The following is a 21,489-nucleotide window of genomic DNA, read 5'->3' as shown; positions in this document are numbered from 1 at the left end:
CCGTCGATCGTAGGAAGCGTCCGCCGGGGCGACCACCGGGCCGGCGCCACCGTCCTGCCGCTCAGCCCGTCGTGTCCGCCATCGCCAGTTCGTGCAGGCGCTCCGGCGGGCCCGGGCGGGCGTAGTACCAGCCCTGCGCCGTGTCACAGCCCAGTATCCGCAGTTGTTCGGCCTGGACGCCGGTCTCCACGCCCTCGACCGTGACCGCGAGGTTCAGGCTGTGGGCGAGGGAGACGATCCCGTCGACGATCTTGAGGTCGACGGGATCGGCCGGGAACTGCTGCATGCTCTGGGTGAAGGAGCGGTCCAGCTTGAGGATGCTCACCGGGAGACGCCGGAGGTTGGCGAGGTTGGAGTAGCCGGTGCCGAAGTCGTCCAGGGCGATGTCCACGCCCATCTCGGCCAGCCTGCGCAGCGGCTTGAGCAGATCGTCGTCGGCGCCGATCAGAGCGGATTCGGTGACCTCCAGGCAGAGCGCGTCGGGGTTGACGCCCGCCGTCTCCAGGATGTTCACCGTGTCCTGGACCAGCCCGGGGTGGGTGAGCTGGCAGGGCGAGAGGTTGACGTTGATCCGCAGCGGGGCGGTGGCCGTGCCGGCGTAGCGTTCGCGCCACTCCTTGGCCTGCCGCACCGACTGCTCCAGCACCCAGCGGCCCAGCGGCACGATCAGGCCGGTGTGCTCGGCGAGCGGGATGAACCGGTCGGGGCCGAGCACGCCGTGCTGCGGATGCAGCCAGCGCACCAGGGCCTCGGCGCCCCGCACGCTGCCGTCGCCGAGGTGGACCAGCGGCTGGTACTCGATGAAGAACTCGCCGCGCTCCAGGGCGGTGGGCAGCGCCGTGGTGAGCCCGTGCCGGGTGATGGCGCGGGCGTCGGCCTCGGCGTCGGCCAGCTCGAAGCGGTTGCCGCCCGCCGACTTCGCCCGGTACATGGTGATGTCGGCGCTGCGCAGCACCTCCGCCGCGCTGCGCTCCCCCGCCGGGCCCTCGACGATGCCGATGCTGCCGCGCACGGTCAGCTCCCGGCCGTCGACGCTGATCGGGGCGACCAGCGCGTTCATGATCCGGGAGGCCAGCTCGTCGACCTCGCGCTGGGTGTCGGGGCCGGTGGTCAGCGCCACGAACTCGTCGCCGCCGAGCCGGGCGACCATCTCACCGGGCGCGGTGGCGCAGGACTGGAGCCGGTCGGCGACCTCCACGAGCAGCCGGTCACCGGCCGCGTGGCCGAGGCTGTCGTTGATCGTCTTGAAGCCGTCCAGATCCAGGTAGCACAGCCCGAAACGCTGCCCGGGGCCCGCGTTCAGCACCTTCTCCAGGCGTTCGAAGAACAGGGTGCGGTTGGGCAGCCCGGTGAGGGCGTCGTGAGTGGCCTCGTAGCGCAGCCGCAGGTTGAGCAGCCGGCGCTCGGTGGTGTCCTCCATCAGCGCGAGCTGGTACTGCGGGTTGCCGTCGGCGTCGCGCAGCAGGGAGACCGTGAGGTTGGTCCACAGGACCGTTCCGTCGGGCCGGTAGAAGGCCTTCTCCACGTGGTAGTGCTCGCGTTCGCCACGCACCAGCTCCTCGTAGAGCCGCCACAGGTGGGGCGAGTCCTCGGCGTGCGTCCAGTCCCGGACGTTGCGGCCACGCACGTTCTGCTCGCCGCCGCCGAACATCCGCAGCAGGGCGCCGTTCACCTCCAGCACGTTGCCGTCCAGGTCGGCGATGCCGATCCCTATCGCCGCGCCCTCGAACACCGCGCGGAACCTGGCCTCGCTGGCGTGCAGCGCCTGGGCGACCACGCCCTGGGCGCGCAGCGCGGCCTGCGCGATGGACTCCTGCTCCGCGAGGGTACGTTCGCGCAGCGCTTGGGCGAACCCGGCGGCCATGGCGTGCTGGAGCCGCGCCGAACGGGCCCGCAGGTCCTCCTGGTCCCCGCCCTCGCCGCAGTAGAGCACCAGGTAGGCGTCCACGCAGTCCAGCGTGCGGCTCAGCGCGTCCGGGTCGGTGCAGTGCGCGGCGACGAGCGCGGCCCCGACGGCCTTGCCCTCGGCCGCGTCGAACGCCCTGGCCCGCAGCGCCCGGCTGAGCCGCCGGGCGAGCGGCAGCAACCGCTCCTCGAACTCCGGCCGGGTCAGGGACGTGAGGGTCACCGGGAAGACCGCCCGGCTCCAGATCGTGGCGAACCGGCGAAGTCTGTCCTCCGGCCCGTCCGGCTCCGCGCTCACGCCGTACGCCCCACGCCCGCGAAACCGGAGAAGGCATACGGATCCTCGTCCTCCGGTGCGGTGTCCGGCCGCCAGTGCGGCATCGGCACCAGTCCGGGTTCCACCATGTCGTACCCCTCGAAGAACTGCGCGATCTCGTCGCGCGAGCGCATGATCAGCGGGTTGCGAATGTCCTTGTATACGTCCACCGCGCCCCCTGCCCGCTCCGCCGTCAGGGGGATTCCCTCGTACGAGGCATGCGTGAGTACCAGCATGCTGCCGGGCGCCAGTGCGTCGCTCAACTGTGCCACCGCGGCGTACGGGTCGTCCGCGTCCTCCACGAAGTGCAGTATGGCGACGAGGAGCAGGGCCACCGGCCGGTCGAGGTCCAGCAGCCGGTCGACCTGGGGGCTGGTCAGGATGTCCTGCGGCTTGAGCAGATCCGCGGCGGCCACGTCCGCGTGCGCGTTGCCCTCGAGGACCGCCTGGCTGTGCGCGACGGCCACCGGATCGTGGTCGACGTAGACGACGCGGGCGCCGGGACTGGCCGCCTGGGCGACCTCGTGGACGTTCCCGAAGGTCGGGATGCCGGAGCCGATGTCCAGGAACTGGGTGACGCCCTGGTCCACGGCGTAGCGGACCGCGCGGCGCATGAAGGCGCGGTTCGCCTGCATGATCTTGGGGAGGCCCGGCATGAACTCCATGGCCCTGCGGGCCGCTTCCCGGTCGACCTCGAAGTTGTGCGAACCGCCCAGGTAGAAGTCGTAGATGCGCGAAACGCTCGGCACCGAGATGTCGATGCTCCGTGGGGCCCAGGCGGGACGCTCCATCTAGCTCTCCAAGGCATAGGCGATCCGGTGTTCGAGCAGAGGCTACTGATCGCCCGCCAAACGAGCGAGCTGAAACGGAAATTGACCATCCGTTCCCGGTCACTGCCTGCTTCACGTGCCGAATCGCGGGTCCGCGAACCTCTACGCGACGTATCAGACGCATTCCGGAGAGTTCCCATGCCGGGAGAAAGAAGACGAGAGGACGGAGATGGGTCCGCCCCCGCCGCGGGGAGCGGCGGGGGCGGACCGGTGGGGCGCGGCGGACCGGGGCGGGCCGTTGGGCCGCCGGTTCTCGTGGGCGCTACTCCTTCTCCGGCGCACCGATCGGCTTGCCGTCGGGCGCCACGGCGAACCAGGTGCCGCCCACGCCCTGCCCGTTGGTGTCGCCGGGGGCGTTGTCACCGCTGAAGGTGTAGATCGGCCAGCAGTTGACGGTCTGCTGCTTGGTCCCGTCCGGGCGGGTGAAGCTCATCAGGCCCTTCTTCTGCACCCCTTCCGTGTCGTTCGCCTCGACCGGCGCGACGGCCGGCCAGTTCTCCAGGCAGGCACCGGTGCAGGCGGAGACCGGCTCGGGCCAGGCCTCGTCCTTCATGAACCGGTAGACCGTCATGCCGTTCTTGTCCACGACGATCTCGCCGAGCTTGGGGTCCTTGCGGGTGGACAGTCCGGGCAGATCGGCGAGCGCGGCCTTCTTGCCGTCGGGGGCGAGGGCGTACCAGGTGCCACCGACGCCCTGGCCCTTGGTCTCACCGGGGCCGACATCCTTGGCGTAGCGGTACGCGGGCCAGCCGCCGACGGTCAGCTGCTTGGTGCCGTCGGCGCGGGTGACCTCGCCGAGCAGGCTCTTGTCGATGCCCGCGCCGGCCGAGGCGTCGTCCGCGGGGACCGGGGGCCAGGCGGTGGCGCACTCGCCCTCGCAGTTCGACTTGGGGGGCTCGGCGGTGTCCTCGTCGAAGCGGTAGAGGGTACGGCCGTCGGCGTCGGTGAGGACCCGGCCGAGTTCCGCGTTCGCGGAGACGCCCAGCTCGCCGGCCGGGGCGGCCGGGGCCGCGGCGCCCTGCTGATCCGCCGCCTCCGCACCGGCACCCGCCCCCGCGCCGTTGCCGATACCCGTGCCGCCGTAGCCGCCGGCCGCGGCCGTCGCGCCGACGTTCTGACTGGCCGGCTGGGTTCCGCCGCCGTCCTGGCCGCACGCCGTCGTCAACGCCAGCACGACCACGGCACCCGCCGCGAGTGAGGCGCTCCGCCAGGAGGTCTTCATTGCCAACTCCCCATCATCACCAGGCTTTTGCAGTCACAGCGCCTGCTGCGCCGCCGCTCGACAAGGGGTACGGGCGCGGGTGCGGGTGTGTTCAACGGGCGGGCGGTTTTCTTCCCGGGCGGGTCGGACCCGTACGACCCGCTCGAGGGAATTCGAACACGCGACGGAACGGGCGTCCGAACCCGCGCGAGGCGGCTTCCCTCCTTCGGGGTATTCCCCCGGCCCCCTGGCGTGTCGATGCCGGGCAGGCCTCATGATCTCCGGCGTGCATGGATCCATACCGACTCATTTCCCCGTGACCTCCAGGGTGTTGGCTCTGACGGCGCTGACGTGGGCCCTCGTCGGCGCGCCGAGCGGCGTCGCGGTCGCCGACGCCTGCGCCTGGGCCTCGACCGGGCCGGGCGGCACGGAGGCGGTGTCGGTCGCGGGAAGTCTCACGTGCCCGACACCGGCCCCGACCCCCACACCGACGCCCACCCCGACCCCGACGCCCACCCCCGAGCCACCCCCACCGAAGCCCACCCCCACTCCGCCCCCCACACCCAAGCCGCCCCCACCGAAGCCCCCACCGAAACCCGCCCCGAAACCACCCCCGGAACCAGCGCCCCCACCTGCGCCCGAGCCACCGCCCCCACCGCCACCACCGCCGCCACCACCGCCACCACCGCCACCACCACCGCCACTGACTCCTCCCCGGCCCGTGCCGCCGCCCGCACCGGCGCCCCCGCACTCGCCCGGCCCCACCCCGAAACCCACGCCGCGCCCCTCCGCAACCCCGGTGACCTACCCGGAGTACCGCACTCCGCCGCGCCCGCGGCAGACCCGGCACGCTCCCTCGCCGGTCACCTATGTCCTGCTCATCACCGTCCCCGCGGTGGTCGCCGTCGCCGCGCTGCGTCCACGCTGATCCTGGAGGAATCCGTTGCCGGAATGGCTTGTTCTCACCCTCGCGATGGTGGCCGCCTGCGTGGTGGTGGTCGCCATCACCCTCGTACGCCATCGCGCCGCGAGCGAAGACGAGGATCCCAGCGAGACGCCGGACGTCATCGAGTACATGACGATGTGGATCGGCGTGATCTACGCCATCGTGCTGGGCCTGGCCATCGCGGGTGTCTGGGAGGCGCGCGGCGCCGCGCAGGATCACGTGCGCGCCGAGGCCCAGGCGCTGCACGAGATCTCGGAGCGGGTGCGGGTCTATCCGCCCGAGGTCCGCGACCGGATCCGGGAAGATGTCAACACCTACGTCGGACACGTCGTCACCACCGAGTGGAAGGCGATGGCCGACCAGGGCAAGGTCACCGAGCGCGGTGACGAGCTGCTGCGGCGCATCCGCGTGGACCTCACCGACTACCAGCCGCGCAGCGACTTCGAGGCCCAGGCCTACCAGCCGCTCATCGACCAGATCAGCGCCGCCGACCAGGCGCGCAACGCCCGCGCGGACTCGACCGAGCCGACCATGCCGGGCGTGGTGTGGTTCGGCCTGATCACCGGGGCCGTGATCACCATCGGGATGATCCTCGCCCTGCAGATCCGGCGCACCCCCCGGGAACTGATCCTGGCCGTGCTGTTCTCCGCGCTGATCGCCTTCATGCTGTTCCTCATCTGGGATTTCGACGCGCCGTACAGCCGGGGCATCACGGCGACGGCGGACCCGTTCTTCGACCTGTTCCCGGGCGCGGGACGCTGACGGGACCGCAAGGGCCCGCGACCGGGGGACGGCGACCGCCACGCCGATGCTGTCCCCCGGTCGTGGGAACGCGATTCCCCTGAGCGGCCCACCCGCGTGCCCCATTCGCGCGCCTGCGATCGCGCCCTCGTACCGCTGTTCCTACCGTTTCGGTCATCGAGGTGCATTTCTGGCACGAGCGGAAAAGGTCCGCAGCTGCTCCTCGGGGACCGGAGGATTCACCATGCGCGCGATACGCGTCGCCTCGGCCGCACTGCTGGGCCTCACCGCCCTCGGCCTCACCGCTCCCGCCGCGCACGCGCGCGGTGACGAGACCGGCTTCCAGGGCGCCGTGCTGCCCCAGACCATCGCGGCCGGCGGCCAGGTGACGCTGCAGGCCGTCGGGTGCACCACGGACGTCCGCATCAGCTCGGGCATCTTCGAGGACGTCGTCATCCGCAAGGGCGAGTCGTCGGCCAAGGCCGTCGTCGACTGGGACGTCAAGGTGGGCGCCAGCTACGAGATCACGTTCTACTGCGGCACCTTCTGGCAGACGACGAACGTCACCATCGCGGGCGGCCGGCACAGCCACGCCCCCACCCCGGCGCCCATCGTGCCCAGCCGGGGTGCGCACGCCGGTGAGGGCGGCACCGTGGCCGGATTCGACCTGAAGGAGGTCGGGCTGGGCGCCCTGCTCATCACGGGTTCGATCGGCGCCGCGTACCACCTCTCCCGCCGCCGCACCGGCGACGACGGCGCCTGACCGCCCCAGCCCCCCGCTTCCAGGCCTTCGCCCCGGATCCCTGAGGGACCGGGGCGAAGGCCTGTGCACGTGCGCGTCGTCCGGACGGTGCCGTCCGAGGGGGTGCGGCCGGATCCGCTCGCCGGATCAGATCCGCTTCTCGGAGCGGCGCCGCATCCAGAACAGCCCGCCGCCGACGACGGCCGCCGCGACCAGCCCGCCGCCGATGGCGATGTCGGTCGGCGTGGCGCCGCTGGAGCTGCTGCCGCCGATACCGCCGCGGACGCCGCCGAGGACGGTGAAGGCGGCCGGCCGGGTCAGGGTCCGGCCGGAGCAGTGGACCGTGATGTCGTACGAGCCGGGGCGGGCGTTGCTGTGGATCGTGGCGGTGCCCCGGGCGGTCTCGTTGGCGCCGTGGATCGGGGTGAGGGTGGTCGACGGGAACGCGGCCGACGTGGCCGTGCCGCCGCGCGGGCAGCCGTCCACGGTGATCGTCATCTGACCGCCGCGGGCGATCACGCTGGGCAACGCGACGATGTTGCTCGGGGACTTGCCGTGATGGTCCCCGTCGCCGCCCTGGCCTCCACCGTTGCCGCCTTGGCCACCACCATTCCCACCCGGGCCACCGCCGTTCCCACCCGGGCCACCGCCGTTCCCGCCCTGGCCACCACCATTCCCACCCTGGCCACCGCCGTTGCCGCCCCAGTTCCCGCCCCAGTTGCCGTGGCCGCCGTTGCCGCCGCCGTTGCCGCCACCGTTGCCGCCTTGGCCGCCGCCTCCCTGGTTTCCGTCGCCTCCCTGGTTTCCGTCGCCTCCCTGGTGGCCGTTCCCGCCCTGGCCGTCACCCCCATTGCCGCCCTCGTTGCCGTTGCCGCCCCCGTTCCCGTTGCCGCCCCAGTTCCCGCCCGAGTTGCCGCCCGGGTTGCCGCCCGTGTCGTCCCACGCGACGGCCGCCGGGGCGGTGAGACCGAAGGCGGCGACCGCGGCAGCGGAGACCGCCAGGGCACGATAGTTACGCATGTGATCCTCCGCGGAAGACGCCCCGGGGCCCGTCCCCGGTCGATCGGCGAGAAAGCGCCTCCCGGGAAAGACCCTCAGTTGCCCTGCCGGGGCCCGCATTTCGGCGATGGTCCGTCCTGGTGAGGCAACACGCCGAACGAAAACCGCACAATCGGATATCGCCGCAGGTCACGGACTGTCAGAAAATTCCTGCTCACGGCAACTCGGATGGCTCACCTGCTCTTCTCGGGCGCCACCCGATCGCCACTGCCCCGTCGCCGGTTTCACGGACGGCACTTAGCGTTCTCGTATGCGCGAATGACGTGGCGACGGCCGCGTCGAGAGGGGATGGCGAATGTCTGCATCCGAGCTGTCCGCCGAGCTGGCCGAAGAGGAGGAGCGGCGGAAGAAGCGCGCCCCGTGGGGCGTGATAGCTCTTGTTCTGCTGACCGGTCTCGCGCTCATCCGGAACGGTTCGGGGGAGTTCGACGTGGGCCCGCCCCAGCCCGCGTCGGCGGCGGCCGCGGACAGCGTCGTCACGCGTGACGCCTTCGGACAGGCCGTGCAGTCACTGCCGTACGCCGCCCCGGACCGGGTGCGGATCCCGGCGATCCAGGTCGACGCGCCGATGATCCCGGTCGGTCTGGACGCGGAGGGCTGGGTGGACGCGCCGCCGCCGGAGGACCCGAATCTGGCGGGCTGGTTCACCGGTGCCGTATCGCCCGGCGAGAAAGGCACCGCCGTTGTCGTCGGCCATGTCGACAATCAGCAGGGACCCGCCGTCTTCTACGGTCTCGGCGCGCTGAAGAAGGGAAATCACGTCGAAGTCGCGCGCGGGGACGGAAAGACGGCCGTATTCGAGATCTACGGCATCGAGGTCTTCGACAAGAACAACTTCCCCGGGGACCGCGTCTACGCCTCCAAGGGCGCCCCGGAACTCCGGGTCATCACCTGCGGAGGCGGTTTCTCCCAGCAGAACGGCTACAACGGGAACGTGGTGGCCTTCGCCCGCCTGGTCGAGGTCCGCTGAGACGGACCCCGGCCCGGCGGGCGGCGGGTCACACCTGGTGCCCGCGGGGGACGCTGATGCGGTAGCCCGCGTCCAGCAGTTCCGGCAGATACGAGCGCAGCGCCCGCACGCTCTGCGAACGGTCGCCCCCGGCGTCGTGGGAGAGCACCACCACCCCGGGGGCGGCACCGTCGGCCACTCGGTCGACGATGGTGCGCGTGCCGGGCTCGGTCCAGTCGAGGGTGTCGACGGTCCAGGCGAGGGGTTCCATGCCGAGTTCGGCGCCGATCCGGAAGGCCGCCCGGTTCCAGGCGCCGTAGGGCGCGCGGAACCAGCGGGGCCGGTCCCCGTAGGTGTCCTCGATGACTTCGCAGGTGCGTTCCATCTCGGTGCGGATCCGGCTGCCGGTGAGCCGGGTGAGCAGGGGGTGGGACCAGGTGTGGTTGCCGACGACATGGCCCTCGTCGGCCATCCGCGCGAGCAGCTCCGGGTGGGCGGCGGCCATCTCGCCGCAGACGAAGAACATCGCGCGCACGTCGTAGTCGCGCAGGGTGTCCAGGATGTCCGGGGTGTAGCGGGGGTCGGGTCCGTCGTCGAAGGTGAGCACCATGGTGCGGCCGAGGCCGGAGACGCTGAGCAGCGGCCTGCGCCGTACCGGGGGGCGGCGGGGCACGGCCCGTGGCGGGCCGTAGCCGGTCAGGGGCTGGAGGCGGTAGGCGGACGGTTTCAGCGGGCGCCGTGCCGGGGGGCCGAGGGCGGCGGGGGCGGCGGAGCGGACGGCCTCCTCGCCCGCGCCGAGGCCCAGCAGCCCGGCGGTGCCGGCCGCGCTCACCGCGGCGGCACCGGCGAGCAGGGCCCCGCGTCGGCTGAGCAACTGATCCTTCTTCATGACTCATCAGTCGCCCGGCCCGGCCCCGGCGCACCACGGCGGCACCGGTGCGGCGGCATGAAAACACCCGAGCGGCCGATGACGGACCGTCAGCCGGCCGCCGTCCGCGCCGACGGCGGGAATCCCTGGTTCCGGTAGCCTCGGGCCGTGACGGAACAGCACTCGAACCAGTTCGAACGGGGCACGGACGGGCCGAAGGTCGTCCTGGTCGGCGTGGACGGCTCCGACTCCTCACTGCGGGCGGCGGCCTACGCGGGCGGCCTGGCCCGGCGGCAGCGCGCGCTGCTCGCCGTCGTGTACGTGCAGCCGGTGCTGGCGGCGGGCGCGGCCCTCGGGGCACCGGTCGCCGCCACGACCGACGAGATCGCCGAGGATCTGGTGGCGCAGATCCGGGAGGCGGCCGAGCGGGTCAAGGGGATATTCGAGGTGCGGTGGGAGTTCCACACCTTCCGCGGGGACCCTTACAACGGCCTGGTGAAGGCCGCGGACGAGCTGAAGGCCGACGCGGTGGTCGTCGGTGCCTCCGAGCAGGCGGGCCACCGGATCGTGGGCTCGGTCGCGGTGCGGCTCGTGAAGGCGGGTCGCTGGCCGGTGACGGTGGTGCCGTAGCCCCCGCCGTTCCCCGCCGGTCCTCCGTGCGTGGCGCCTTCCCTCGGAATGTCGGCTGCGCCATCATGATCCGCCGTCAGCGTTTGCCGATCGCGAAGAGGTGAGGCGCATGGCCGGTCTCCGGGCGGGCGAAGGGATTCTCCGCCGCAAACCAATCGAACACATCGAGGAGACGGAGGTCGCCGAGGGCACCCGCCTGGACCGCTCCCTGGGACTGGGTCAGCTGACCGCGATCGGGGTCGGCGGCATCATCGGCGCGGGCATCTTCACGCTCGCGGGCACGGTGGCCAACGGCACGGCGGGGCCGGCGGTGCTCGTCTCCTTCCTCATCGCCGGTGTGGCGAGCGCCGCGGCGGCGCTGTCGTACGCCGAGTTCGCGGGTCTGATCCCGAAGGCGGGCTCCGCCTACACGTACGGCTACGCGGTGCTGGGCGAGCTGGCGGGCTGGTTCATCGGCTGGGACCTGCTGCTGGAGTACACGGCGATCGTGGCGGTGGTCGCGATCGGCATCTCCGGCTACTTCAGCTTCCTCATCGGGGAGATGGGCGCCGATCTGCCCGCCTGGATGCTGGGGGCGCCCGGCACCGGCGAGGGACACCGGATCGACCTGTTCGCGGCGCTGCTGTGTCTGCTGATCGCCTATCTGCTGACACTCGGCATCAGGAACGCGGCCCGCTTCGAGACGGTGGTCGTGATCCTGAAGGTGCTGGTGGTGCTCCTGGTCATCGGCGTCGGGGTGTTCCACATCGACACCTCCAACTACAACCCGTTCTTCCCGTACGGCGTGGGCGGCGCGTTCACCGGTGCGGCGACGGTGTTCTTCGCGGTGTTCGGCTACGACGCGATGTCGACGGCCGCCGAGGAGGCGAAGGACGCCCAGCGGCACATGCCGAAGGCGATCGTCTACTCGCTGGTGATCTCGATGGTGCTGTACGTGGCGGCCTGTCTGGTGCTGACCGGGATGCAGCATTACAGCGAGATCGACAAGGAGAGCGGGTTCTCCACCGCGTTCAAGTCGGTCGGGATGGGCGGGCTGGCGAATGTGATCGCGGTAGGCGCGATCGTCGGCATCCTGACTGTCATGTTCACCTTCATGCTGGGCGTGACGCGGGTGTGGTTCGCGATGTCCCGGGACGGGCTGCTGCCGCCGTGGTTCGCCAAGACGCACCCGACCCGGCATGTGCCGACCCGGGTGACCTGGATCGTCGGGGTGGCGTCGGCCGCCATCGCCGGGTTCCTGCCGATCGGCGAGGCGGCCGAGCTGACCAACATCGGCATCCTGCTGGCCTTCGTGGTGGTGTGCGTGGCGGTGATCGTGCTGCGCTACCGGCAGCCGGAGCTGCCCCGCACCTTCCGGACGCCGTGGATGCCGTTCGTGCCGGCCGTGGGCGTGGTGTTCTCGATCTGGCTGATCACGTTCCTGCAGTGGCAGACCTGGGCGCGGTTCGCCGTGTGGTTCGCGATCGGGCTGGTGCTCTACTTCGCCTACTCGTACCGGCACTCGAAGCTGGCGGGTGCTACAGAGAGCTGAGGAAGTCGAGCAGGACGGCGTTGTACTCCTGCGGCTTCTCCAGATTGAGGTAGTGGCCGACGCCCTCGAGGGTGACGGAGCGGCCGCCGGGTGCCGCGGCGGCGAGCCGCTCCGCCGCGACGAGCAGGTCGGTGGGCTCCAGGGTGCCGTTGACGGTGAGCACCGGAACCCGGATGCCGGGCACGCGGGGCCAGCTGCCGGTCGAGTGGACGAGCCAGTCCTTCTCGCCGGGCGTGTGCTTGGCGATCGTGTGCAGGGCCATCTCGCGCAGCCGGCGCGGGACGGCCGGGTCGAGCTGGTCGGCGGTGCGGTGCTCACCGGGCGCGATCCGGACGAAGGCGTCGAGCCAGCCCTCGATGTCACCGGCGCCCAAGGTGCGGGCGTACTCGGCCAGGACCTCCTGGTGCCAGGGGTCCGTGTACTGCCAGTCGGCGGTCGCGGAGCCGCTGACGACGGCCGCGCGCACGAGGTCCGGGTGCTCCAGCAGGGTGTCGGTGGCGATCGCCCCGCCCATCGACACCCCGACCAGGACCGCGGGCCCGGCGTCGAGGTGGCGCAGCAGGGCGGCCAGGTCGCCGGCCCAGGTGAACGGCCGGGAGGCGTTGGCCGACCAGCCGTGGCCACGGACATCGGGGGCGATCACCCGGTACCCGGCGGCCAGGGCGGGGATCTGGTCGTTCCAGAACCGGTGGTCGGTGAACCCGGAATGGATCAGGACCACGGGATCCCCGGAGCCCGTGTCGAGGTAGGCGAGGTCACCGTCGGCAGAAGGGAAGAAGCGGAGGCCCGCGGCAATAGTCATGACAACCAAGGTGTCATCATCCCCGCAGTTTGACAACCGAGGTGTCATAATGACGGAGTGAGTGACACCGGCGCACCCCTCCCTCCCGACGAACTCGGCCATCGCCTCACCGAGGTGTTCGACCTGGTCGGCCCGCTGTACCGGCGGGTGCAGCGCGCGGTCGAACAGGGCGAGGCCGTCGAAGGCCTGTCCGTCGGCGTGCGGGCCGTGCTCGGCCTGCTGCACAAGCACGGGCCCATGGCCGTCCCCCAGATGGGCCGCGCCCAGGCCATCAGCCGGCAGTTCGTGCAGCGCATGGTCAACGACGCGGCGGCGCGCGGCCTGGTGGTTAGCATGCCCAACCCCGCGCACCAGCGGTCCTCGCTGATCCGGCTCACGGACGAGGGCCGGGCGGCGATCACCGCCGTCCTCGCCCGGGAGCACACGGTGATGCGCGAGGTGGGCGGCGGGCTGACCGAGGCGGAGGTGGCGGCCTGCCTGCGCGTGCTCGGCGAGATGCTGAACGTGTTCGACCACGTGGACGTGAACTGAACCGCCGCCCGCCGCACTGGCCCCGCCGCACCGAGGCCCGCCGCACCGAGGCCCGCCGCGGGGCCTACTCCCCCATCACCAGCCCGTCCTCGGCCGCACCCCGGCTGAGCACCACATCCCGGATGCGGTCGCGTACCCCGCGCACGTCGGCCCCCTGGGCGAGGGCCCGGTTGAGGTCGACCACCCGGCCGGCGTCGATGTCGAACAGCTGGGGGACGAACTCCGCCCGGGTCACCTCCCAGCGTCCGCCCGGCCGGACGGGCGGGGCGAAGGTGAAGCGGCCGACGGTGGACTGGTTGCCCCGCGGGTCGGGGGCGCCGGCGTGGTTGTACATCTGGCCGGCGATCTGGTCGCCCATGCCGTAGACCACCCAGGTGCCGTTGACCTTCTCGTACGCCTGCGGGACATGGGCATGGGTGCCGAGGATCAGGTCGATGTCGGGGCGGCCCCGGGTGGTGGCGGCGGTGAGCCGTTCGGCCAGCGAGAGCTGCTGCCCGTCGGGCTCGTCCTGCCATTCGGTGCCCCAGTGCAGGGAGACCACGACCACGTCCGCACCCGCCTCGCGGGCGGCCCGCGCGTCGGCGAGGATCCGGCCCTCGTCGATCAGGTTGACCGCCCAGGGTTGTCCGACGGGCAGCGGGTGGCCGTTGGTGCCGTAGGTGTAGGCGAGATGGGCGACCCGCGCGGCACCGGCGTGGAGCAGCGTGACGGCGCGCGCCTCGGCCTCGGCGCGCGCCGATCCGGCGTGTCGTACGCCCGCCCGGTCGAGGGCGTCCAGGGTGCGGCGGATGCCCTCGGCGCCGTCGTCGAGGCTGTGGTTGGAGGCGGTGGAGCAGCCGTCGTAGCCGGTGGCGGCGAGCCCCTGGGCGATCTGGGGCGGGGACTTGAAGGACGGGTAGCCGCTGTAGTCGCCGTTCGCGCCGAACACCGTCTCCATGTGGCACAGCGCCAGATCGGCGCGGGTGACGACGGGGCGGATGCCGGAGAGCATCGGCCGGAAGTCGTACCCCTGGCCGCCCGCGTCGAAGCGCGCCCGGTCGATGACCGAGCTGTGCGGCAGGACGTCGCCGGAGGCGACGAGGGTGAATCCGCGGGGGTCGGTGGCGGAGGGCGCGGGGCGGCCGGGCCGCGTGGGCTGTTCCTGGTGCTGGGCCTGACAGGCGGCGCCCGCGGCGAGTAGGGCCGTCAGGGCCAGGGCCACCTGCCGTCTGCGTGCGATGCGTACGATCATCAGCTTCCCCAGTGCGGTGGTATTTACCCACAAATAGGTACGAAGCTGTACGAGACGGCAAACAGTCCCAGGGGTCCCTTTAACCCGTCCGGTGTGCGCGGTCGGACGCGCGGCGAGGCGTCCGGGACCGTTCGTCGAACCGTTCGTCGACGCGTTCGACCGTCCGTCGCAGAGCCGTGCGCGCGCCCTGTCCCGCGGCGGCGCCCTGCGATGCCATACGGCCATGACGGCCGGAACCACGCTCACCCACCAGACCACCGCCGAGCACGAGCTGGCCGCGCTCCAGCGGGAGCACGGCCGACCGCTCTTCGCGCTGCTGCTGCGGCTCTGCGACGGCGACCGGCAGCGCGCCGAGGACCTGGTCCAGGAGACCCTGGTGCGCGCCTGGCAGCACCCCGAGGCGCTGCGCGCCGACGACTTCGACTCCGTACGGCCCTGGCTGCTGACCGTGGCCCGGCGGCTCGCCATCGACGCCCGGCGGGCACGGCAGGCACGGCCCCCGGAGGTCGGGGACGCGGTGCTGGAGAACGCCCGGGTGATGTCCGATCACGCCGAACGGGCCGCGGCGATGCTGGATGTGCGGGAGGCTGTGAAGACACTCACTCCCGAGCACCGTGAAGTCCTGGTGCTGGTGTATTTCCAGGGGGCGAGTGTGGCGGAAGCGGCGCACACGCTGGGGATTCCGCCCGGTACCGTGAAGTCCCGCGCGTACTACGCGCTGCGCGCCCTGCGCCGGGTGCTTCCGGGCTACGCACCCGACCTGCGGTGAAACCGACGGCCGAGTCAAACCTCCGTAAAGCGCCTTGCCGACGACCCCCGTTGAGTAATCGGCTGTCCTCATCCGTGTTCCGGACGGGGACAGGTCCCGCGCGGGCCCGGGGTCGGGCCACGCGCACGCACCGGAGGAAGGCAGGAAGGGATGCTCCACAGAGGTCATCAGAGCACGGACGGCACCGGCGGCGGTGGGCTCACCGTCCCCATGGCCTGGTTGTACGCCGAGTACATCGCCGACGAACTGCTGCGGACCGGCGATCTCATGCCGCCGACGTCGTTCGAGTTCCGGGCGGGCCGGGACGCGCTGGCGCTCACCATCTTCCTGTCCGACATCGACGGTGAGCTGCCCGGCATCCGGGTCGTCTCCCAGTTGGACACCTGGCTCTCGCTGACCGCGTACGACCAGCCCTGGCAGGGCTGGGTGCGCGAGCGCATGGCGCAGGTCGCGGCGGAGGCCGCCGAGCAGGGCGGGCCCGCGCCGGACCTGGAACTGGCGGAGGCGGCCTGGCGCTGGCTGGAGGAGACCGAGCTGCTCGCGCCCGATCTGAACGCCGTGCCGGGCGGCGGGCCGGTGACCGGCGAGGACGACGGGCCCAAGGTCTGGACCCCCGCCTGGCAACTGGGCCTCCCCCTGGGCCACCTCGCCATCCACCTGTTCTAGCCTCTCGCCCCCTGACCCGCGCGGGGCTTACTCGACCCTCGCGAGCCGCGCAGGCCCCCCTCGCACACGGCCGGCGCCCGGCCCGGAACGCAGGAGCCGGGCAGGACGCGGTTCCTGCACCGCAGCCACCGGACCAAAAAAATCGCCGCTCGAACCAATCCTCGTGCCCGGTGGCTCCGAATCACCTGGCCGTGATTGCGGCCACGGCTTGAGTGATTCGGGCGTGGCGTGCGTACCGGTGGGAGCACGGAGTCACCCCACCCCCACCCCACGGCACGAGGATGCGGCATGTCCCTGGAGAGGCATCGCGACGTCGGCGCGTACGCGCTCGGCGTGCTGGACGAGGCGGAGGCCTTCCACTTCGAGGACCACCTCATGGAATGCTCCCGCTGCACGTCCCAGGTCACCGAATTCGGGCCGGTGACCCGGCAGTTGATGCTCTACCGGCGGGCGACCCCGCGCGCGGTGCACCCGGCGCCCGTGCCCGGTGCGCGGCTGCTGGACCGGCTGCTCGGCGAGGTGCGGGCCCGGCACCGCGCCCGGCGCCGCAGGACGCTGTACGCCGTCGCCGCCACGGTCGCCGCGGCGGTGGCCGGACCGTGGATCACGCTCGCCGCCCAGGCCGGGGGCCCGGCGGTGGCGCGGGTGGAGGCGACCGACGCGCGGTCGGGGGTGTGGGCTCGGGTGACCGCCGAGGACGCCGCGTCGGGCAGCCGGGTGCAGCTGAAGGTCGCGGACGGGGCGGGGCCGCGCGTCTGCCGGCTCGTCGCCGTCGGCCACGACGGCTCGGAGGAGACCCTCGCCACCTGGGCGGTGCCCCGGCACGACGCCCGGGAGACGACCGTGGAGGGCTCGGCGGCCCTGCACCCGGACGAGACCGACCGCTACGAGGTGCGGACGGCGGCCGGGGAACAGCTGGTGGTGCTCGACCCGCCGTGACCCGTCTCGCACCCCCCGGGCAGAGAGTTTCTTCCCGCAGCCGGGCGCGGGAAGCGCAGGTGGAGGAGGGCCCGCTCGCGGTACGGCAGCCGGCGCACGGCGTCCTTGACGCTCTCGCGGCCCACCACGAGCTGGAAGCCGTGGTCGGGTTCGCCGAGGAAGTCGGCCCGGCTGGTGCCGACGGCGTCGGGCTCGGCGTTCGAGGCCTCCGGGGACAGGGCGCTGTAGCTCTCCAGAGCCTCCACGCCTTCGCGGGCGGCCGGGTGCGGTGACACGGCGGGCCGGGCGGCGGTGGGGATGGAGGCCGGCATGGTGCATGTCCTCGACGTCGACTCGGTCCGGTGTCCCGGCGTACACGCACTGTGCGCACGGTGCCGCATTCGGGACTTCGGTCCCTTTGCGGCCGGGACCTCTCACCCGTGCGGCGGTGTCGCCGGTCCCGCCGCCCCGGCCGCCGGGCTGGCCGCGGGCGACGGTGTGAGACTGCTGAGGGACGCGACCCGACCGCGCCCGCGGTCCCGACGAGGGGAGAGACGTGGCGACGGCAGAGACCGGTGACGGTCTGCTGGAGGAGTTCCTCGCCGACCCGCAGACCCCGGCGCTGGACCTGACCGCCGCGGTGGCCCGCTGCTCCAAGGCGCTAGGGCTCCAGCACTCCGTGGTCTACCTCGCCGATCTCCAGCAGCGCCGGCTGGTACCGCTGACCGATGTCGCCTCCGCGCTGCCCATCGACGAGTCGCTGGCCGGCTGGGCGTACCGCACGCAGTCCCTGCGCGTGGAGGAGTCCGAACACGGCGGGATGACGGCGTGGCTGCCGCTGGTGGACGGCGCCGAGCGGCTGGGCGTCCTGGCGGTGCACCATCCCTCCCTCACCCCGGCCACGCTGCGCCGCAGCCGCAGCCTCGCCACCCTGCTGGCGATGATGGTCACCTCCAGACGGGCGTACAGGGACTCCTTCGTACGGCGGACCAGGACCGAGCCGATGCGGCTGCCCGCGGAGATGCTGCGCGCCTTCCTGCCGCCCCGCACGATCGGCACCGCGCACGTGGTGTCCACGGCCGTCCTGGAGCCCGCCTACGACCTCGGCGGCGACGCCTTCGACCACTCGCTCACCGAGACCACCCTGCACGCCTCGGTCTTCGACGCCATGGGCCACGACCTGGCCTCCGGGCTGACCACCGCGGTGTCGCTGTCCGCCTGCCGCAACGCCCGGCGCGTCGACGCCGATCTGCCGGAGCTGGTCAAGTGCGTCGACGACGCGCTGACGCACTGGCTGCCGGACCAGTTCTGCACCGGAGTGCTCGCCCAGCTCGACCTCGCCGGCGGACGGCTGCGCTGGGCCAACTGCGGGCACCCGGCGCCGCTGCTGATCCGGGACCAGCGGCTGCTGGTCGACGCGATGGAGCGGGAGGCGGATCCGCCGATGGGGCTGCCGTCCCTGTTCACCGAGCGGCAGCGGAGGCCCCATGAGATCGACCTCCAGCCCGGTGACCGGGTGCTGCTGTACACGGACGGCGTCACCGAGGCGCGCACCCGCGACGGCGAGCTGTTCGGTCTGGAGCGCTTCGCCGACGAGGTCATCCGGGCCACCGCCGCGGGCGAACTGGCGCCGGAGACGCTGCGCCGGCTGATCCACTCGATCCTCGACGCCCAGCCGGGCCGGCTGCGGGACGACGCGACGATCGTGCTGATCGAGTGGTGGCCGCCGACGCGGTGAGCCCGCCTCGGGACCGCTCCGGGCCCCGGGTCACTTCAGCAGCCGGGAGAGTCTGCGGTCGGCCAGCGGCTTGCCGCCGGTCTGGCAGGTCGGGCAGTACTGGAGCGAGGAGTCGCTGAAGGAGACCTCGCGGACGGTGTCGCCGCACACGGGACAGGGTTCGCCGGTGCGGCCGTGGACCCGCAGCCCGCTCTTCTTCTCGGCCTTCAGCCGTCCGGCGGCCAGGCCCCGGGAGCGTTCGACCGCGTCGGTGAGGGTGGTGCGCAGCGCCTCGTACAGCCGGGTGGTCTCCTGGGCGGTGAGGGCACCGGCCAGTTTGAACGGGGACATCTTCGCGGCGTGCAGGATCTCGTCGCTGTAGGCGTTGCCGATGCCGGCGATCAGGCCCTGGTCGCGCAGCGCTCCCTTGAGCTGCCGCCGCTCTCCGGCCAGCAGGGCGGCCAGGCGGGCCTCGTCGAAGTCGCCGGCGAGCGGGTCGGGGCCGAGCCGGGCCACGCCGGGCACCTCCTCGGGGTCGTGGACGACGTAGACCGCGAGCCGCTTCTGGGTGCCCGCCTCGGTCAGGTCGAAGCCGGCGCCGGTCTCCAGCGCCACCCGCAGCGCCAGGGGGCCCTTGCCGGGGCGGGGCGGGACGTCGGGCAGGCGGTCCTTCCACTGGAGCCAGCCCGCGCGGGCCAGGTGGGTGACGAGCTGCGGGCCGCCGTCCGTGGCGAGGGCGAGGAACTTGCCGTACCGCCGCACGGCGGTGACCTCGCGGCCCTGGAGGGCGGTGAGCGGTGGGTCGTACGTCTTCAGGACGCTGATCGCGACCGGCAGCACCCGGACGATCTCGTGTCCCACCAGGTGCTCGGTCAGGAAGTCCTTGAGCGCTTCTACCTCGGGCAGTTCCGGCATACGTCCAGACTGCCACCCGGCACCGACAGCCTCACCCCGGCCGGGACCGGTGTGCCCCGCTCAGCCCCGTTCGGCCCGGTCCGGCACGATGAACTCGCACCAGACGCACTTGCCTCCGCCGCGCGCCTCCACGCCCCACACCTCGGCCAGCAGGTCGACCAGGAGCAGTCCGCGGCCGGAGACCCCGGACTCCCCGGCCTCCCGGCGGCGCGGCAGGGCGCTGGAGGAGTCCTCGACCTCGACCCGCAGCCGGCGTTCGGTGCCGGTGAGGACCCTGAGGGTGACGATCGCGGCGCCCTCGGTGTGCATGAGGGCGTTGGTGATCAGCTCGTCGGCGACCAGTTCCACCTCGTCGGCGCGGTCCCCGGCGCCCCAGGCGCGGACGGCGGCGCGGATCATGTGGCGGGCGCCGGCCAGGGCCTCGGGGTCGCCCGGGGCGACATGCTGCTGGAGGCGGCCCCCGGTCCGGGGGGCCTCCACGCCGCGGCGGCGCAGCAGGAGCAGGGCCACGTCGTCGTCGCCGCCGCGCTCCTCGGCGACCTCGATCAGCCGGTCGGCGAGTTTCCGGACGTCCGGGGGGCCGGTGGCGACCAGTCCGATGAGGGCCTGCATCCCGTCGTCGAGGTCGGCGCCGGGGGTCTCGACGAGGCCGTCGGTGAGCAGCAGCAGGGTGTGGCCGGGGTCGAGTTCGAGGGTGCCGACGGGGTAGTCGAGGCTGCCGAACTCGGCGGACAGGCCGAGCGGCAGACCACCCTCGACCGGGACCCGGCGGCAGCTGCCGTCGGCGGCCCGCAGCAGGGGGTCGATGTGCCCGGCGCGCACCACCTGCACCACCCCGGTGGCGAGGTCGGCCTCCGCGTACAGGCAGGTCGCGAAGCGGTCCGTGTCCAGTTCGTGCAGGAAGACCGAGGCGCGGGCCATCACGGTGGCCGGGGTGTGGCCCTCGGCGGCGTAGGCGCGCAGCACGATCCGCAGCTGGCCCATGACGGCGGCGGCGTGCGTGTCGTGTCCCTGGACGTCGCCGATGACGGCGCCGACCCGGCCTCCGGGCAGCGGGATCAGGTCGTACCAGTCGCCGCCGATGTCCCGGCCGAGGGTGCCGGTGGCGCTGCCGGAGCGGTAGCGCACGGCGACGTCGGCGCCGGGGACGCTGGGGATGGTGCGCGGCAGCATGGCCTGCTGGAGGCCGGTGGCGAGGTCCTTCTCCTGCTCGTAGAACATGGCCCGTTGCAGGCTCTGCGCGATGCTGGTGCCGAGCGCGACGAGGATGTCCCGCTCCTCGGAGCTGAAGCCGCGCCGGTCGTCGTAGAGCAGGCCCATGGCGCCGATGGGGCGGGCCTGGACGATCAGCGGCAGATAGGCGGCCGAGGTGATGCCGAGGCCGGTGATGTGCGGCCACAGGATGGGGTAGCCGGCCGCGAACTCCTGCGGGGACTCGATGAAGCGGGGGCTGAGGGTGCGGACGACCTCGCTCATCGGGTAGGGCTCGTCGATCCGGGTGACGTCGGTGCCGGGCACCCGGCTGCCCACGGGGCCGTCGGCGATCAGCCGGATCCGGCCGGCCTCGACCAGTCCCATGACCAGGCTGGTGGCGCCGAGATGGGTGACGCCGTCGGAGTCGCTGAGCACGTCGATGACGTCCTGCACGGTGCGGGCGTGGGCGAGGGCGGCGGTGGTGGCCTGCACGACGGTGCCCTGGTCGGACCGTCCGCGCCCCGGGACGCCCCGCGGGGCCCGGGACTCCAGTTCGCGCAGCTCCATGGTGGCGTCCCGGACGATGCCGACGATCCGGCGCGGGCGGCCGGTGCCGTCGCGCCGGAGGTAGCCCTGGGTGTGGGTCCAGCGCAGGCGGCCGTCGCGGCAGCGGAGCCGGAAGTAGGCGCCGTAGTTCTCGCTGCCGTCCTTGATGGCCTGGGCGACCAGGGCGTCCAGGCGCAGCGCCTCGTCCGGCGGGACCCGGACGGACAGGGACTCGGGGCGGCCGTCGTACTCGTCCGGGCGCAGGTCGAAGACCTCGTGGGCCTGGGCGTCCATGTGGAACAGGCCGCTGTCCAGATCCCAGTCGAAGCTGCCCATGCGGTTGAGCGCCAGGATCGGATCCGGGTGGGCGGGCCAGTCGTCCGGGAGTGACAGGGCACTCGCTCCCCGATCAACCATGCGCCCACCTTGCCAGGAATCGACCGATTCTTCGACTTGTCCGTTCAGGCGACCGACGGGCCTCG

General features: G+C 72.5%; 21 protein-coding genes and 1 pseudogene. 11 read left to right on the top strand and 11 right to left on the bottom strand.

The annotated features are described in order from the left end of the window. Positions 1 to 61 precede the first annotated feature (61 nt). From VE614_RS09125 to VE614_RS09110, 4 genes are all read right to left on the bottom strand, one after another. Entirely contained in the window at positions 62 to 2,203 is a 2,142-nt protein-coding gene (locus tag VE614_RS09125) for a putative bifunctional diguanylate cyclase/phosphodiesterase (protein WP_324934531.1), read from the bottom strand. Further along, the gene (locus tag VE614_RS09120; RefSeq protein ID WP_324934529.1) at positions 2,200 to 3,012 is read right to left on the bottom strand and encodes an SAM-dependent methyltransferase; all 813 of its coding nucleotides are present in this window, start codon (positions 3,010 to 3,012) and stop codon (positions 2,200 to 2,202) included. The genes VE614_RS09125 and VE614_RS09120 overlap by 4 nt, the downstream gene beginning before the upstream one ends. A gap of 301 nt (positions 3,013 to 3,313) precedes the next feature. Further along, positions 3,314 to 4,273: an SCO0930 family lipoprotein gene (locus VE614_RS09115; protein ID WP_324934527.1), complete on the bottom strand. Its 960-nt coding sequence runs from the start codon at positions 4,271 to 4,273 to the stop codon at positions 3,314 to 3,316. A 285-nt stretch (positions 4,274 to 4,558) separates the two neighbouring features. Next, positions 4,559 to 4,711 (bottom strand): hypothetical protein, encoded by a 153-nt coding sequence (locus tag VE614_RS09110; protein WP_324934524.1) that lies wholly within the window; start codon positions 4,709 to 4,711, stop codon positions 4,559 to 4,561. Positions 4,712 to 5,051: 340 nt separating this feature from the next. On the opposite strand from VE614_RS09110, the gene VE614_RS09105 reads away from it, so the two are divergent. The 3 genes from VE614_RS09105 (at position 5,052) to VE614_RS09095 (ending at position 6,702) form a co-directional block, all read left to right on the top strand. Then, the gene (locus tag VE614_RS09105) at positions 5,052 to 5,180 is read left to right on the top strand and encodes a hypothetical protein (protein ID WP_324934522.1); all 129 of its coding nucleotides are present in this window, start codon (positions 5,052 to 5,054) and stop codon (positions 5,178 to 5,180) included. A gap of 15 nt (positions 5,181 to 5,195) precedes the next feature. Then, positions 5,196 to 5,960: a hypothetical protein gene (locus VE614_RS09100; RefSeq protein ID WP_324934521.1), complete on the top strand. Its 765-nt coding sequence runs from the start codon at positions 5,196 to 5,198 to the stop codon at positions 5,958 to 5,960. A gap of 223 nt (positions 5,961 to 6,183) precedes the next feature. After that, on the top strand, positions 6,184 to 6,702 hold the full coding sequence (locus VE614_RS09095) for a hypothetical protein (protein WP_324934519.1): 519 nt from the start codon (positions 6,184 to 6,186) through the stop codon (positions 6,700 to 6,702). 126 nt (positions 6,703 to 6,828) lie between these two features. On the opposite strand, the pseudogene VE614_RS09090 reads toward VE614_RS09095, so the two are convergent. After that, positions 6,829 to 7,292, bottom strand: a pseudogene (locus VE614_RS09090) (hypothetical protein). Between the two features lie 743 nt (positions 7,293 to 8,035). Between VE614_RS09090 and VE614_RS09085 the strand changes: the two are divergent. Beyond that, positions 8,036 to 8,710 (top strand): class F sortase, encoded by a 675-nt coding sequence (locus VE614_RS09085; protein WP_324934517.1) that lies wholly within the window; start codon positions 8,036 to 8,038, stop codon positions 8,708 to 8,710. A 28-nt stretch (positions 8,711 to 8,738) separates the two neighbouring features. On the opposite strand, the gene VE614_RS09080 is transcribed toward VE614_RS09085, so the two are convergent. Then, on the bottom strand, positions 8,739 to 9,578 hold the full coding sequence (locus VE614_RS09080; protein ID WP_324934516.1) for a polysaccharide deacetylase family protein: 840 nt from the start codon (positions 9,576 to 9,578) through the stop codon (positions 8,739 to 8,741). Positions 9,579 to 9,725: 147 nt separating this feature from the next. Between VE614_RS09080 and VE614_RS09075 the strand changes: the two genes are divergently transcribed. Both VE614_RS09075 and VE614_RS09070 read left to right on the top strand, forming a co-directional pair. After that, positions 9,726 to 10,187 carry a universal stress protein gene (locus VE614_RS09075; RefSeq protein WP_324934514.1) on the top strand — a complete coding sequence of 154 codons (462 nt, stop codon included), beginning with the start codon at positions 9,726 to 9,728 and terminating at the stop codon, positions 10,185 to 10,187. A 109-nt stretch (positions 10,188 to 10,296) separates the two neighbouring features. Beyond that, positions 10,297 to 11,718 (top strand): amino acid permease, encoded by a 1,422-nt coding sequence (locus VE614_RS09070; protein ID WP_324934513.1) that lies wholly within the window; start codon positions 10,297 to 10,299, stop codon positions 11,716 to 11,718. Here the strand turns inward: VE614_RS09070 and VE614_RS09065 are convergent. Next, positions 11,705 to 12,520, bottom strand: coding sequence for an alpha/beta hydrolase (locus VE614_RS09065; RefSeq protein WP_324934511.1), 816 nt, complete (start codon positions 12,518 to 12,520; stop codon positions 11,705 to 11,707). The genes VE614_RS09070 and VE614_RS09065 overlap by 14 nt on opposite strands. Positions 12,521 to 12,577: 57 nt before the next feature. On the opposite strand from VE614_RS09065, the gene VE614_RS09060 reads away from it, so the two are divergent. Continuing rightward, the gene (locus tag VE614_RS09060; protein ID WP_324934509.1) at positions 12,578 to 13,051 is read left to right on the top strand and encodes a MarR family winged helix-turn-helix transcriptional regulator; all 474 of its coding nucleotides are present in this window, start codon (positions 12,578 to 12,580) and stop codon (positions 13,049 to 13,051) included. A 64-nt stretch (positions 13,052 to 13,115) separates the two neighbouring features. On the opposite strand, the gene VE614_RS09055 is transcribed toward VE614_RS09060, so the two are convergent. Further along, positions 13,116 to 14,282 (bottom strand): CapA family protein, encoded by a 1,167-nt coding sequence (locus VE614_RS09055; protein WP_324934507.1) that lies wholly within the window; start codon positions 14,280 to 14,282, stop codon positions 13,116 to 13,118. Between the two features lie 223 nt (positions 14,283 to 14,505). Between VE614_RS09055 and VE614_RS09050 the strand changes: the two genes are divergently transcribed. From VE614_RS09050 to VE614_RS09040, 3 genes are all read left to right on the top strand, one after another. Continuing rightward, complete coding sequence (locus tag VE614_RS09050) at positions 14,506 to 15,051, top strand: sigma-70 family RNA polymerase sigma factor (protein WP_324934504.1); 546 nt, start codon at positions 14,506 to 14,508, stop codon at positions 15,049 to 15,051. Between the two features lie 150 nt (positions 15,052 to 15,201). Next, positions 15,202 to 15,717: a hypothetical protein gene (locus VE614_RS09045; protein WP_324934503.1), complete on the top strand. Its 516-nt coding sequence runs from the start codon at positions 15,202 to 15,204 to the stop codon at positions 15,715 to 15,717. Between the two features lie 288 nt (positions 15,718 to 16,005). Continuing rightward, complete coding sequence (locus tag VE614_RS09040; RefSeq protein ID WP_324934500.1) at positions 16,006 to 16,656, top strand: zf-HC2 domain-containing protein; 651 nt, start codon at positions 16,006 to 16,008, stop codon at positions 16,654 to 16,656. Here VE614_RS09040 and VE614_RS09035 read toward each other — a convergent pair. Next, on the bottom strand, positions 16,602 to 16,967 hold the full coding sequence (locus VE614_RS09035; RefSeq protein ID WP_324934498.1) for a hypothetical protein: 366 nt from the start codon (positions 16,965 to 16,967) through the stop codon (positions 16,602 to 16,604). The genes VE614_RS09040 and VE614_RS09035 overlap by 55 nt on opposite strands. Before the next feature lie 224 nt (positions 16,968 to 17,191). Here VE614_RS09035 and VE614_RS09030 point away from each other — a divergent pair, with 224 nt between their 5' ends. Next, on the top strand, positions 17,192 to 18,373 hold the full coding sequence (locus VE614_RS09030) for a SpoIIE family protein phosphatase (RefSeq protein ID WP_324934496.1): 1,182 nt from the start codon (positions 17,192 to 17,194) through the stop codon (positions 18,371 to 18,373). A gap of 30 nt (positions 18,374 to 18,403) precedes the next feature. Here the strand turns inward: VE614_RS09030 and VE614_RS09025 are convergent, their stop codons facing one another. Both VE614_RS09025 and VE614_RS09020 read right to left on the bottom strand, forming a co-directional pair. Further along, the gene (locus VE614_RS09025) at positions 18,404 to 19,267 is read right to left on the bottom strand and encodes an Fpg/Nei family DNA glycosylase (RefSeq protein WP_324934494.1); all 864 of its coding nucleotides are present in this window, start codon (positions 19,265 to 19,267) and stop codon (positions 18,404 to 18,406) included. A gap of 60 nt (positions 19,268 to 19,327) precedes the next feature. Then, positions 19,328 to 21,424: a SpoIIE family protein phosphatase gene (locus VE614_RS09020; protein ID WP_324934492.1), complete on the bottom strand. Its 2,097-nt coding sequence runs from the start codon at positions 21,422 to 21,424 to the stop codon at positions 19,328 to 19,330. Positions 21,425 to 21,489 lie beyond the last annotated feature (65 nt).

Origin of the sequence: Streptomyces sp. (assembly GCF_035645055.1) — a bacterium.
Lineage (GTDB): Bacteria > Actinomycetota > Actinomycetes > Streptomycetales > Streptomycetaceae > Streptomyces.
Note: the sequence above shows the minus strand (reverse complement) of the source record. Positions and strands in the feature narration are given on the sequence as shown.

What these genes read in the sequence shown, in the direction of transcription:
- VE614_RS09120 (WP_324934529.1), bottom strand. Translation starts at nt 3,012, where the DNA reads ATGGAGCGTCCCGCCTGGGCCCCACGGAGCATCGACATCTCGGTGCCG.
- VE614_RS09115 (WP_324934527.1), bottom strand. Translation starts at nt 4,273, where the DNA reads ATGAAGACCTCCTGGCGGAGCGCCTCACTCGCGGCGGGTGCCGTGGTC.
- VE614_RS09095 (WP_324934519.1), top strand. Translation starts at nt 6,184, where the DNA reads ATGCGCGCGATACGCGTCGCCTCGGCCGCACTGCTGGGCCTCACCGCC.
- VE614_RS09085 (WP_324934517.1), top strand. Translation starts at nt 8,036, where the DNA reads ATGTCTGCATCCGAGCTGTCCGCCGAGCTGGCCGAAGAGGAGGAGCGG.
- VE614_RS09080 (WP_324934516.1), bottom strand. Translation starts at nt 9,578, where the DNA reads ATGAAGAAGGATCAGTTGCTCAGCCGACGCGGGGCCCTGCTCGCCGGT.
- VE614_RS09070 (WP_324934513.1), top strand. Translation starts at nt 10,297, where the DNA reads ATGGCCGGTCTCCGGGCGGGCGAAGGGATTCTCCGCCGCAAACCAATC.
- VE614_RS09065 (WP_324934511.1), bottom strand. Translation starts at nt 12,520, where the DNA reads ATGACTATTGCCGCGGGCCTCCGCTTCTTCCCTTCTGCCGACGGTGAC.
- VE614_RS09055 (WP_324934507.1), bottom strand. Translation starts at nt 14,282, where the DNA reads ATGATCGTACGCATCGCACGCAGACGGCAGGTGGCCCTGGCCCTGACG.
- VE614_RS09050 (WP_324934504.1), top strand. Translation starts at nt 14,506, where the DNA reads ATGACGGCCGGAACCACGCTCACCCACCAGACCACCGCCGAGCACGAG.
- VE614_RS09045 (WP_324934503.1), top strand. Translation starts at nt 15,202, where the DNA reads ATGCTCCACAGAGGTCATCAGAGCACGGACGGCACCGGCGGCGGTGGG.
- VE614_RS09040 (WP_324934500.1), top strand. Translation starts at nt 16,006, where the DNA reads ATGTCCCTGGAGAGGCATCGCGACGTCGGCGCGTACGCGCTCGGCGTG.
- VE614_RS09035 (WP_324934498.1), bottom strand. Translation starts at nt 16,967, where the DNA reads ATGCCGGCCTCCATCCCCACCGCCGCCCGGCCCGCCGTGTCACCGCAC.
- VE614_RS09025 (WP_324934494.1), bottom strand. Translation starts at nt 19,267, where the DNA reads ATGCCGGAACTGCCCGAGGTAGAAGCGCTCAAGGACTTCCTGACCGAG.
- VE614_RS09020 (WP_324934492.1), bottom strand. Translation starts at nt 21,424, where the DNA reads ATGGTTGATCGGGGAGCGAGTGCCCTGTCACTCCCGGACGACTGGCCC.